The 12,375-nt window shown below is 72.8% G+C and carries 9 protein-coding genes; 1 reads left to right on the plus strand and 8 read right to left on the minus strand.

Annotated elements, in window-relative coordinates; translation table 11 throughout:
- Positions 1 to 88: 88 nt before the first annotated feature.
- The 3 genes from dnaE to ACFY0X_RS18850 are packed head-to-tail and all read right to left on the minus strand — an operon-like array spanning position 89 to position 5,910.
- Positions 89 to 3,640, minus strand: a complete 3,552-nt coding sequence (dnaE, locus tag ACFY0X_RS18840) for a DNA polymerase III subunit alpha (protein ID WP_387755960.1) — start codon at positions 3,638 to 3,640, stop codon at positions 89 to 91.
- A 46-nt stretch (positions 3,641 to 3,686) separates the two neighbouring features.
- The gene (locus tag ACFY0X_RS18845; protein ID WP_387755962.1) at positions 3,687 to 4,838 is read right to left on the minus strand and encodes a fatty acid desaturase family protein; all 1,152 of its coding nucleotides are present in this window, start codon (positions 4,836 to 4,838) and stop codon (positions 3,687 to 3,689) included.
- A gap of 7 nt (positions 4,839 to 4,845) precedes the next feature.
- Positions 4,846 to 5,910, minus strand: coding sequence for a ferredoxin reductase (locus ACFY0X_RS18850; RefSeq protein ID WP_387755964.1), 1,065 nt, complete (start codon positions 5,908 to 5,910; stop codon positions 4,846 to 4,848).
- A gap of 87 nt (positions 5,911 to 5,997) precedes the next feature.
- Between ACFY0X_RS18850 and ACFY0X_RS18855 the strand changes: the two genes are divergently transcribed.
- On the plus strand, positions 5,998 to 7,137 hold the full coding sequence (locus ACFY0X_RS18855) for a PucR family transcriptional regulator (RefSeq protein ID WP_387755966.1): 1,140 nt from the start codon (positions 5,998 to 6,000) through the stop codon (positions 7,135 to 7,137).
- A gap of 62 nt (positions 7,138 to 7,199) precedes the next feature.
- Here ACFY0X_RS18855 and ACFY0X_RS18860 read toward each other — a convergent pair whose 3' ends face one another.
- From ACFY0X_RS18860 to ACFY0X_RS18880, 5 genes are all read right to left on the minus strand, one after another.
- Entirely contained in the window at positions 7,200 to 7,718 is a 519-nt protein-coding gene (locus ACFY0X_RS18860) for a hypothetical protein (RefSeq protein ID WP_387755968.1), read from the minus strand.
- A gap of 261 nt (positions 7,719 to 7,979) precedes the next feature.
- The gene (locus tag ACFY0X_RS18865; RefSeq protein WP_387755970.1) at positions 7,980 to 8,540 is read right to left on the minus strand and encodes a hemerythrin domain-containing protein; all 561 of its coding nucleotides are present in this window, start codon (positions 8,538 to 8,540) and stop codon (positions 7,980 to 7,982) included.
- Between the two features lie 166 nt (positions 8,541 to 8,706).
- Positions 8,707 to 10,857 carry a YbdK family carboxylate-amine ligase gene (locus ACFY0X_RS18870; RefSeq protein ID WP_387755972.1) on the minus strand — a complete coding sequence of 717 codons (2,151 nt, stop codon included), beginning with the start codon at positions 10,855 to 10,857 and terminating at the stop codon, positions 8,707 to 8,709.
- A gap of 139 nt (positions 10,858 to 10,996) precedes the next feature.
- Complete coding sequence (locus tag ACFY0X_RS18875; protein ID WP_387755974.1) at positions 10,997 to 12,100, minus strand: iron-containing redox enzyme family protein; 1,104 nt, start codon at positions 12,098 to 12,100, stop codon at positions 10,997 to 10,999.
- A gap of 97 nt (positions 12,101 to 12,197) precedes the next feature.
- Positions 12,198 to 12,350, minus strand: coding sequence for a hypothetical protein (locus ACFY0X_RS18880; protein ID WP_387755976.1), 153 nt, complete (start codon positions 12,348 to 12,350; stop codon positions 12,198 to 12,200).
- Positions 12,351 to 12,375 lie beyond the last annotated feature (25 nt).

The following is a 12,375-nucleotide window of genomic DNA, read 5'->3' on the forward strand; positions in this document are numbered from 1 at the left end:
AAGCCGCGGCCCGAGCGGGACCTCTGAACACAGAGGTCCCGTCGGCCGGACGGACCTGCTACGGACGGCGGCGAAAGGTGCCCGGGCGCTACGCCGTTCCCTGCCAGGAGTGGGTGCCGAGCAGGGTCTTCACGTCCGAGGCGAGGCCGTTGTCGGGGTTCACCAGGTAGCCGAGCTCGTACAGGGTGTCCTTGTCCCAGTTGGTGGTCAGCAGCCGGACGGGTACGTCGCCGGGGTGCGCCCGGAGGGCGAGCTTCAGCTCGGTCACCGTTTCGGGGGTGATGCGCGCGGCGGGGACGGTGATCTGGACGGGCGGCTTGGTGCCGAGTTCGGCGGAGGACATGTCCAGGGTGGTGATCTCCTGGCCGAAGATGCTCAGCGAGCCGTCGCGTTCGTTGAGCCGGCCGCGCGCCGAGATGACGTTGTCCTCGATCATCTGGGCGGACATCAGGTTGTAGGTGGCGGGGAAGAACAGGACCTCGACGGAGGCGTCGCGGTCGGTGAGGGTGATGATCGCCCAGGCGTTGCCCGCCTTGTTGATGCGCCGGTCGACGTTGGTGACCAGGCCGGCGAGGCGGACCTCGCCCTCGGTGCGGCCGGAGCCGAGGAGTTCGGCGATGGTGATGTCGCGGTTGCGGGAGAGGATGTGCTCGGCGCCGTCCAGCGGGTGGCTGGAGACGTAGAGGCCGAGCATCTCCCGCTCCAGGCTGAGGAGTTGCCTGCGCGGCCACTCGCGGTCGGGCAGGTCGAAGTCCAGGCCGATGGCCGGGGTGTCGTCGCCGCCCAGGCTGCCGAACAGGTCGTCCTGGCCGATCGCCTGCTGCTTCTTGACGCCCGTCACCGCGTCGATGGCGCTCTCGTGCACGGTGCTCAGGGACAGCCGGGTGTGGCCGAGGGAGTCGAAGGCGCCCGCCTTGACGAGCGAGTCGACGGTGCGCTTGTTGCAGACCACCAGCTCGACCTTGTCCAGGAAGTCGGCGAAGGAGGTGTACTTGCCCTTCTCCTCGCGGGTGCGCACCAGGGACTCGATCACGGGCACGCCGACGTTGCGCACGGCCTTGAGGCCGAAGCGGACGTCGCTGCCGACGGCGGTGAAGTCGACCACCGACTCGTTGACGTCGGGGGAGAGGATCTTGATGCCCATCTGCCGGCACTCGGCCAGGTAGACCGCCATCTTGTCCTTGTCGTCGGCGACCGAGGTGAGCAGCGCGGCCATGTACTCGGCCGGGTAGTTGGCCTTGAGGTAGGCGGTCTGGTACGAGACCAGGCCGTACGCGGCGGAGTGCGACTTGTTGAACGCGTAGCCGGCGAAGGGGACCAGGACGTCCCAGACCGCCTGGATGGCCTCGTCGGAGTAGCCGCGCTCCTTGCAGCCCGCGTGGAAGGGCACGAACTCCTTCTCCAGCACCTCCTTCTTCTTCTTGCCCATCGCGCGGCGCAGCAGGTCGGCTTGGCCGAGCGAGTAGCCGGCCAGCACCTGGGCGGCTCGCTGCACCTGCTCCTGGTAGACGATCAGGCCGTAGGTGGGGCCGAGGACGTCCTTGAGCGGCTCCTCCAGCTCGGGGTGGATCGGGATGATCTCCTGCTGCCCGTTCTTGCGCAGCGCGTAGTTGGTGTGCGAGTTCATGCCCATCGGGCCGGGGCGGTACAGCGCGGAGACGGCGGAGATGTCGGCGAACTCGGTGGGCTTCATCAGCCGCAGCAGGGCGCGCATGGGCCCGCCGTCGAGCTGGAACACGCCGAGGGTGTCGCCGCGGGCGAGCAGCTGGTAGGTGGTGGGGTCGTCGATCGGGATCTTCTCGATGTCGACGTCGACGCCCCGGTTGGCCTTCACGATCTTGAGGCAGTGATCGATGATGCCCAGGTTCCGCAGCCCGAGGAAGTCCATCTTGATCAGGCCCATGGCTTCGCAGGACGGGTAGTCGAAGCCGGTGATGATCGTGCCGTCCTTGTCCCGCATGTGCAGCGGGATGAGGTCGAGCAGCGGGGTCGAGGAGAGGATGACGGCGGCCGCGTGCACGCCGGTGCCGCGGATCAGGCCCTCGATGCCCCGGCCGGTGTCGATGATCTTCTTGACGTCCGGCTCGTTCTCGTACAGCGCCCGGATCTCGGTGCCCTCGTTGTAGCGGGGGTGCTTCTCGTCGAACAGGTCGGCCAGCGGCACGCCCTTGCCCATGACGTCCGGGGGCATCGCCTTGGTGATGCGGTCGCCCATCGAGAAGGGGTAGCCGAGGATGCGGTTGGCGTCCTTCACGGCGGCCTTGGCCTTGATGGTGCCGAAGGTGTTCACCTGGGCCGTGTAGGCGGCGCCGTACTTCTCGGTGACGTAGCGGACCATCTGGTCGCGCTGGCGGTCGTCGAAGTCGATGTCGACGTCCGGGGGGTTGATGCGCTCGGGGTTGAGGAAGCGCTCGAAGAGCAGGTCGTGCTCCAGCGGGTCCAGCTGGGTGATGCCGGTCAGGTAGGCGACCATCGAGCCGGCCGCCGAGCCGCGGCCCGGGCCGACGGGGATGCCGTTGTCGCGCCCGTACTGGCAGATGTCGGCGACCACGAGGAAGTAGGCGTCGAACCCCATCGGGGTGATGACGCCCATCTCCAGCTCGATCCGGTCCAGCACCTCCTGGCCCGGGTTGTCGCCGTAGCGGTGCTGGAGGCCGATCTCGATCTTCTTGCGCAGGTACGAGGCCTGGGTCTCGCCCTCGGGCACGTCGAACTGGGGCATCCGGTCGACGTAGGTGAAGACCTCCTCGTACGACTCGACGCGCTCGGCGATCGCCAGCGTGTTGTCGCAGGCCTCCGGCAGCTCGCGGAAGAGCTCGCGCATCTCGTCGGCGGTCTTCACGTAGTAGCCGGTGCCCTGGAACTTGAACCGGTTCGGGTCGTCCTTGTTCTTGCCCACGCCGACGCAGAGCAGGCTGTCGTGGGCGTCGGCCTGGTCGGCGGTCACGTAGTGCGAGTCGTTGGTGGCCAGCAGCGGGATGTCCAGGTGCTTGGCCAGGCGCAGCAGGTCCGCCCGGACGTCCTGCTCGATGGACAGGCCGTGGTCCATCAGCTCCAGGAAGTAGTTCTCCTTGCCGAAGATGTCCTGGTAAGCGCCGGCCGCCTTCACCGCCTCGTCGTACTGGCCCAGCCGCAGCCGGGTCTGCACCTCGCCCGAGGGGCAGCCGGTCGTGGCGATGATGCCGCCGGCGTTGGCCGCGATCAGCTCGCGGTCCATGCGGGGCTTCATGTAGTAGCCCTCCATCGACGCGAGGGAGGAGAGCTTGAACAGGTTCCGCAGACCGGTCGCGTTCTGCGCCCACATCGTCATGTGGGTGTAGCGGCCGCCGCCCGAGACGTCCTTGCCGCCCTCGCCGTCGCTGCTGGCCGGGCGCTGGCCGCCGGGGGACCAGAACACCTGCTTCTTGTGGAAGCGGGACCCGGGCGCCACGTACGCCTCGATGCCGATGATCGGCTTCACGGCGGTCTTCGCGGCGGCGTGGAAGAACTCGTACGCGCCGAACATGTTGCCGTGGTCGCTCATCGCGATGGCGGGCATGCCCTGTCTCTCCGCCTCGGCGAACAGCTTGCCGTTCTTCGCGGCCCCGTCGAGCATCGAGTACTCGGTGTGGACGTGCAGGTGCGCGAAGCTGTCGGACACGGCGCTGGGCTCCTCGGACGGTTCTCGGTACGGGAAGCGGCCCAGGCTAGCGGGTCGGCGCGGTCGACGCGCCGTGGCGGAGGCCCCGGGCCGCGACCCTGGCGCGCCCAGGCCTCCTGGCCTCGGGCTTCCTGTTCGGCAGCGAGAGCCGGAAGACCTTGTGCCAGGCGGAGAACACCTGTTTGGGCAGCGGCCCGGTGACGTACGCCAGCTCGTACTTCTCGAACAGTGCGCGCACCTTCACCGCGACCTCGGCGTACCGGTTGCTCGGCAGGTCCGGGAACAGGTGGTGCTCGATCTGGTGCGACAGGTTGCCGGTCATGAAGTGCATGGCCCTGCTGCCGCCGATGTTCGCCGAGCCCATCATCTGGCGCAGGTACCACTGGCCGCGCGTCTCGCCCTCGACCGACCGGCGCTCGAAGACCTGGACGCCCTCCGGGAAGTGCCCGCACATGATCACCGAGTGGGACCAGACGTTGCGGACCACGTTCGCGGTGAACGTGGCGGCGAGCGTGGCGGGGAACGACGGGCCCGACAGCAGCGGGTGGATCACGTAGTCCTTGAGCACCTGCTTGCGGATCTTGCGGCCCACGGCCCTCGCCCGCGCCCGGAACTCCGGGTCCCCGCGGCGGCCCTTGCGCAGGTTCTTGCCGAGCTCCAGGTCGTACGCGGCGATGCCGTACTCGAAGAAGCAGGCGTTGACGAGGTTCCACAGCGGCTGGCCGAGGTGGACCGGGTGCCACTTCTGGTCCTCGTCGACGCGCATGATGCCGTAGCCGAGGTCGTTGTCCTTGCCGATCACGTTGGTGTACGCGTGGTGCAGCTCGTTGTGCGAGTGCTTCCACTGCTCGGCGGGCGAGACGTGGTCCCACTCCCAGGTGGTGGAGTGGATCTTCGGGTCCCGCATCCAGTCCCACTGGCCGTGCAGGACGTTGTGGCCGATCTCCATGTTGTCGATGATCTTCGCGACGGAGAGGCCGGCGGTGCCGAGCAGCCACGCGGGCCGGAAGGCCGAGAACAGCAGCACGCCCCTGCTGGCCAGTTCGAGCGTGCGCTGCGCCGAGATCACCCTGCGGATGTAGGCGGCGTCCTTCTCGCCGCGGTCGGCGATCACCTCGTCGCGGATCGCGTCCAGCTCGCGGCCGAGCTCCTCGATCTGCTCCGCGGTCAGGTGGGCGGTGGGGTCGATGGCGGTCAAGGCGCTTCTACCGTTCGATGTCGCAGGGGCCCGCCGCGGCGGACACGCAGGTCTGGATGAGGACGCCCGGCTCGGCCTCGGTGATCTCGCCGGTGCGCAGGTCGCGGACGGCGCCCGCCCTGAGCGGCGTGACGCAGCCGAAGCAGATGCCCATGCGGCACCCGGAGGGCATGAGCACGCCGGCCTCCTCGCCGACGTCCAGCAGCGGCGTGGCGCCGTCCGCGGCGACGATCCTGCCGGTGGTGCTGAAGGTGACCTCGCCGCCGTCGTCGTCGCCGGAGCCGGCGACGACGCGGGGGCGGAAGCGCTCGGTGTGCAGGCGCTCCCGGACTCCGTGCCCGGCCCAGTGCTCCTCCACGGCGTCGAGCAGGCCCGCGGGCCCGCAGGCCCAGGTCTCGCGCTCGGTCCAGTCGGGCACGAGGTCGCCGAGCCGGGCGACGTCGAGCCGGCCGTCCGTGTCGGTGTGCACCTCGCTGAGGCGCAGCTTCCCGGCCGCGGCCAGGCCGTGCAGTTCGTCGCGGAAGATCACGTCCTGCGGCCGCGGCGCGCAGTGGACCATGACGGCGTCGTCGACCTCGGTGTCGCGCAGCATGCCCATCACGGGCGTGATGCCGCTGCCGGCCGTCAGGTAGAGCACCTTGGCGGGCCTGGCCCGCGGCAGCACGAAGTCACCCGTCGGCTGGTCGAGCCGGACCAGCGTGCCCGGTGCCACCCTGTGGACCAGGTGGTTGCTGACCTTGCCGTCCGGGACCGTCTTCACGGTGATCGTGATGCGGCCGTCCGGGCGGTCGGTCGGCGAGGTGAGGGAGTAGGCGCGCCACAGGCGCCTCCCGTCGACGTCGACCCCGATCCGCACGTACTGACCGGCCGTGTGGCCGCGCCAGCTCCGGCCCGGCCTGATCACGACGGTCGCGGCGTCGCCCGTCTCGCGGTGCACGGCCTCGATGCGCCCCCGCAGGTCGGCACCCGCCCGCAGCGGGCTGACCAGGTCGAGGTAGTCCGACGGCAGCAGCGGCGTCGTGACCATCTCCAGCAGTTTCCATGCCCTGCCGCGGAGGGCTGCACTCGTCATGGCTCCAGCTTGCTGCGTCTCGGGGCGTAAAGTCCTGACCGTAGGACGTGAATCTGGACGACTGAATTGTTCGTGGGAAACAAAAACGTGAGCCATGCGATCCGGAGGGCCAGCGAGCTGGTCCTGGACGAGAGGACGGTCGCCGCGCTTCGGGCCGCGCTGACGGCCACCGCCGACGAGGTCGTCGAGGCGATCATCGACGAGGTCCCTCCCTACGCCAACGCCCTCTCGGGAAGTATGGGCGCCACCATCCGGCGAGCCGTCCGCACCGCCCTGGGGCACTACCTGGACCTGGCGAGCGGGAACGCCACGGGTGGCGACGCCGGTGACGCGGCCTACGACCTGGGCCGCGGCGAGGTGCGCGACGGCCGTTCGATGGACGCCCTGCTCAGCGCCTACCGCGTCGGCGCCCGGGTGGCCTGGCGGTGCCTGGCCGCGGGTGCCGTACCCGCGGGCCTGCCCGCCGCCGAGGTCGCCAAGTTCGCCGAGCTGACCTTCGCCTACATCGACGAGCTCTCCGCCGCGAGCGCCGCGGGCCATGCCGACGAACTGGCCGCCCAGGGCCGGGCCCACGAGCGCCACCTGGAGCACCTGGCCCGCGACCTCCTCGCCGACGTGAGCCCGGAGGTGCTGCTGGCCTCCGTCCAACGGGCCGGGTGGCAGCCCCCGGTCTCGCTGACCGCCGTCCTGCTGCCCGCCGCCCAGGCCCGGCCCGCCTACCGCTCGCTCGACCCGCGCACGCTCGTCCTCGACGACCTGCCGGACGCCACCGGCGTGCTGCTCGTCCCCGATGCCGACCGCCCGCACCTCCTGCGGCAGCTGACGCACCGCACCGCCGTGGTCGGCCCGGCCCGGCCGTGGAACCGTGCGTCCGCCTCGTACGCGCGGGCCGTACGCGCGCGCTCCCTCTCCCCTGACATCCGCGACACCGAGGACCACCTGCCCGAGCTGGTGCTGAGCGCCGACGCGGACGCGTTCGCGGACCTGCGGGCCCGAGCGCTCGCGCCGTTGCGGACCCTGCCCGACACGACCGCGCGGCGGCTGGAGGAGACGCTGCGGGCGTGGCTGCTGCACCAGGGCCGGCGGGACGAGGTGGCGGCGGCGCTGTTCGTCCACCCCCAGACGGTCCGCTACCGGATGTCGCAGCTGCGGGAGCTGTTCCCGGACCTCGCATCACCGCACCGGGTCCTCGAACTGACCCTGGCGGTGGGGCTCCGGGCCGGCTGACGCGCACGTCGGCCCGCCGCCAGGAGGCCGCCACCGGACCGCACCGGTGGCGGCCTCCCGGGCTACGCCGCGGCGCAGCCCTCGGTGTCCAGCAGCTCGGTGAGCGAGGCCCGGTGCAGGGCCATGACGGGTTCGAGCAGATCGGGGTGGCGCAGCAGCACGGCGGCTTCGCTGTCGCGGGCGCCGGGCCGGGCCAGGCGCCGCAGGCCGGGGGCCCGGGCCTCGGCGGGGAGCCCGGCCGCGGCCGGCAACCGGTGGGCGCGCGCGGTGACGGCCGGGTCGGCCAGGAAGCACGCGGCCCAGCTGACGACGGTCTCGTCCACCCAGGTGCGCCAGGCGGCGTCCGCGGGCTCGGCCTCGCTGCCGGTCAGCCAGTCCAGCCGGGCCGACCCGCCGGGGCCGAGCAGGTGCAGCAGCTGCACGTCGAGGTCGCCCGGGTAGCGCAGGTGGGCCGCGAGGGTCGCGGCCTGGCGGGCCTGGGCCTCGGCCAGCGCGGCGTTGAGCGCGCCCGCCGGCGGCGGGTAGGCGGCCAGCAGCCAGCGGGCGGAGGCGGCTATGACGGGGGTGAGGTCGGTGGACACGGCGATCGGTCCCTCATGGGCGGGCTCGCCGGTGTCCGTGGGGCGGGGCCGGGCGAGCTGCTCGTCTGCGGGGCTTCGCTGCCCTGCTGCTGGCCGACCAGTGTAGGCGGGTGGGCACGGCGGACGGCATGACCTGCGTCACGGCCGGCCGGAGCACAGCGGCCCGAAGGTACAGGCCGGAACGCACCGGCCGGAACGCACCGGCCCGGGGCCGGCCCTGGAACGGGCCGGCCCAGGGCCGGTTCGCGCGGGCAGGGTGGTTCAGGACCTGCCGCGGCCGGTGACGAAGTCGCGTGCGCGGTCGACCAGCCCCGCGCCGGGGGCGAGCAGCTTGCTGGCCCCGGGGCTGCTCGGGGCGGCCGGGTGCGGGCGGGTGGGGGCCATCGACTTCGCGCGGCGGATCTTGTCCCCGAGGTCGTCCAGCTGCTCGGGCGTACAGGCTTGGGCCAGCCTGGGGAACAGGTTGTTCTCCTCGTCCTGGACGTGGCTGGTCACCTCGTCCATGAGCTCCCGCAGCATGGGGCTCATCTGCGTGTCGGCCGTGTCCATCCGCTCCAGCTTCTTGAGGATCTCCTCGACCCGGGCGTGGTCCCCGATCTCCTTGTCCGCGAGCGCGTCCCCGCCCGGGACGTGCTCGCGCACCGCCGGGTAGAGGTACTGCTCCTCGGCCACCGAGTGCCGCACCAGCTCGATGGTGACCTGGTCCACCAGGTCCCGCAGCTCCTGCCCGCGCCCGGTCATCGCCCGGAGCCGGGCGAACATCTCCTCCACCTCCCGGTGGTCGGCCTCCAGCTCCGCGATCACGTTCCCGCCGTGCCCCATCGTGTTCCCGCCTCTCCTCGCGGCCGGGTCCGTCCCGGTCCGGAGGGCAGTGATCCCCGTCCCGGGCCCGGCACTCGGGCGAGTCGTGCGCCGCTCACCCGATCGGCTCCGGAGGCCGGCGCCGGTGCGCGGGGCCGTGGCCGGGCGCACCGGCGCCGACGCAGGGCTACAGTCCGGGGGTGTAGGGGGCGATGCCGATGATCAGGATGTCGCGCCGGCCGTCGTCGCCGTCGTCGCCGAGGCGGACGGGCCCGACGTAGTGGCTGACGCGGCAGTCGTGCACGCCGTAGCCGTCCAGCGGCTCGGTGAGGACGAAGCGGTCGAGGACGTCCTCGGGCGGCAGCGCGTCGGGTTGGCGGCCGGCGCTCCCGGGAGTGGCGATGACGTTCTCGCCGCCCTCGACGTTCCGTCGGCCGATCAGGTGGGCGAAGGTGAAGGTGGCCGGTGAACCGCCGTCCTGGTGCAGGCAGTTGGGCGAGGAGACGGCGACCTGCTCGCGGCCGTGCACACCGAGCGAGATCAGGTGGACGCCGACGTAGACGGGGACGCGGTGCAGGTCCTCCAGCCACAGCGCGTGGCCCAGGTCGGCGCGGATCAGGGCGTCGAGCAGCCGGTTGTCCTGCAGGGCCGGCGGGATGTCGGGCAGCCGGCGGAGCACCCGCGGGTACTCCGGGTTGTGCTCGTCCTGCCAGTACTCGGTGACGGTGCCGAACTCCTCGTCGGGCGCTCCGGGGGTGTACGACAGCTCCCCGGTCCAGGGCAGGTGGACGGCGTGCGAGTAGCGGCGGAACCGGTGGGTCTCCCGCGCGTACGGGTCCGCGGGCAGGTCCTTGTACGCTCCGGCCAGCTCGGCGAAGTCCGCCGCCATCGCCTGGAGGTTGATGCCGAGGTCCGCGGCGCCCAGGCGGGCGTAGCCGTCCCGGCGGACCCGGACCGCCCCTTCCTCGGCCGGGGCCCCGGCCACCCGGCCGGGCATGCTCACGAGGTCTTCCATCGGCTGCTGCTCCCTACGCTTCCGGTCGTCCTCCGGCACGGGTCCGATTCCCCGCCCGTGTCCGGTCGCACCCCTCCACGCTGGCACGCCCCGGGCGGTCACACCGCCGGGGCGTCCGCCGTGCGGATGAGTGCGGGCCCGCGGCGGCTGCGGCTCGGCGGCTCCGGCCGGGATCATGCAGCCCGCCAGGTCGTCCACGACCGCGCGCAGGCCGCCCCGCCGGTGCACGGCGCGCTGGCGGTGGGCACCGCTGCCCCGGGCGGCCAGCCGGTCGACGAAGTCCGCCGCCCGTTCCAGGTCCCCCAGGTCCTCCAGCGCGGCGCCGATGTGCTCCAACAGCCGCCGGGCCCGCTCGGGCGCGGGCAGCATCCGCCCGCTCAGCGCGTCCGCTCCCGGCCCCGGCCAGCCGTCGCGGGTGGCGTACCAGTACGCGCCCCGCAGGAGTTCACCGCTCGGGGCCGGGCCCGGATCGCCCGCCTCCACGAGCCGGGCGGAGGTCACCACCAGCCCCCGGACGACGGCGGCCAGCGCCACCGTGTCGGCGACCTCGGCCGGGACGTCCATGCACCGCACCTCCAGCGTCGGGAACCGCGGGTGGGGCCGGGTGTCCCAGAACGGCAGCTCGGCGAAGGAGCTCCCGCCGACCTCCGCCATCGCCGCGGCGACGCGCCGGTAGTCGTCGAAGGACTCGACCCGCGGCGGCGGACCGAGGGAGGGGAAGCGCAGCCGCAGCACCGAGCGCCAGCTCGCGTACCCGGTGTCCTGGCCGGCGTGGAAGGGCGAGTTGGCGCTCATCTCCACCAGCAGCGGCAGCCAGGGGCGCAGGTGGTTGCCGGCCAGGGCCGCCACCTCGCGGTCGGGCAGGCACACGTGGACGTGGAGGGCGCAGACGGCGAAGTCGTCCATCAGGGTCCGGAACAGCTCCACCCCGTCGCGGTACCGGGGGTGCTCGCCCACCGGCACCACGCCACCGCCGCCGAGCACGGGCGTCGCGCTCGGGCACACCGCCACCCCCTCGGCCGCGGCGCACGCGGCGAGCTCGCGGCGCAGCCGCGTCAGCCGGGTGGACAGTTCGGCCATCGTGGCGCACGGCGGGGTCCGCGCCTCGATCTGGAGGTCCGTGAACTCCCCGGACACCAGGTCGCCCAGCACCCGGCCCGCCCGCGCCGCCAGCCGTGGTCCGGCCGGTACGGCGGCGCGGCTCTCGGCGTCGACGAGGAAGTACTCCTCCTCGACCCCGACCGTCGGTGCCGACCCGCGTTCCGGCTCGGCGCCCGGTGCGGAATCCGGCTCCCGGCCGCCTCGTGCCGTGTCGTCGCTCACGTGACCAGGGTCGCCCGCACGGGGCCCGCCGTCATCCGGTACGTGCTCCGAGCCGGGCGGCCGACCCGTCCGCTCCCGGTCGGCGGGGCCGCCCGGGACCGGCGACCGGTGTGCGCGGTGCCGGGCCGGGGCCCCGGAGTCAGCCCGCGACATGGGCGAGGGGCGCGAGGGGCGCGCGTAGGGACGTCCGTCCGGCTCGCCAGGACGCGAGCAGGTGCTCCGCGAACCGGTCGCCGACCAGGGTGGCGGCGGCGATGCCGAAGGCGATGTCCGGCGCCAGTTCCGGTTCCGTGGCGAGCAGTTCCTCGATGACGCCGCGGCGCACCAGCTGCTCGTGGACGGCGTCGGCCTCGACGTGCTCGCGGTAGAACAGGGTGCCGTCCGCGCCGCCGCCCAGCCGTTCCAGGGCCCGGGCGAGCCGGGCCGAGCCGGGCGAGGAGGTGATCTCGATGGCCGCGAACTGCCCCACCGCCGCGCCGCGGAGCGCGCGGTGCAGTCCGAAGAGGGTCATGAGGTTCACCACGGCGAGCATCGGGGCGGGCACAAGGTCCCGGTAGTGCCCGTACGCCGGGTCGAGGCCGAAGGCGGCCATCATCCGGGCGTAGAGCAGGCAGTGGGCGCGGTCCGGGCGGCCGGCGCCGTACTCGTCGTAGGCGACCGCCATCAGCACCGCCTGGGCGGGGCCGTGGATCCGCGGCAGGACCCACAGCTGCGGGTCCGCCTCCTTGAGGTGGTAGACGGAGCGGTGCACCAGGTACTCCTGGGCGTGCCGCCGTTCCCCCTCGGCCAGCAGGAAGTGCGAGGGGCCGCTGCCGTCGGTCGGCTCCGTCAGCAGCTGCTCCAGCAGCTCCGGGAGGGGCGGCACCGGTTCCGTCCCGGCGCGTACCGCGGCCAGGAAGGCGTCCTCCAGCCCGCGCCGCAGGGTGAGCAGGACGGGGTCCCACTCCCAGCCGGGGTGGACGCCCGGCAGCCCGCGGTCGTGCAGCTCGTAGCAGAGGTGCAGCGCCAGCTGGTGGTCCTCGCCCCAGGGGTCGGGGAAGGGGCCGCCCGGCACGGGGCCCCGGGCCGTACCGGGCGGCGGCCCGGCCGTCACGAGGTCGAGCACCGCCGCCGACAGCGGCCCGCGTGGCGCGGGCCGCCGTGGACCGGCCGACGGGACGGGCCCGCCCCGGCCCGGCGCCGGCGCCCGCTGCTCGCGTCCGTCCATGATCTCCGCCTCCTCGCCGTGCACCTCGCCTTGCACCTCGCCTTTCACCGCCCCCGCCGGAGCGGCCGACCCGCAGGACCGGGCACGGCGGGCCGTCACGGTGCGCCGCGACGGCTCGCCGGGCCCGTCTCGCTCATCTGCGCCGCCCCAGGCGCACGCCTCCCAGGACCAGGGCGACGACGAAGAGCACCGCGCCGATGACCAACAGCCACAGCAGGCCCTTCACCAGTGCGCCGACGAAGCCGAACACCACGGCGATGAGCAGGATGAACAGGAACAGTGCCACGACGGCTCCTCCCTCTCTCGGTCGT

Origin of the sequence: Kitasatospora sp. NPDC001547 (genome assembly GCF_042894165.1) — a bacterium.
GTDB lineage: Bacteria > Actinomycetota > Actinomycetes > Streptomycetales > Streptomycetaceae > Kitasatospora.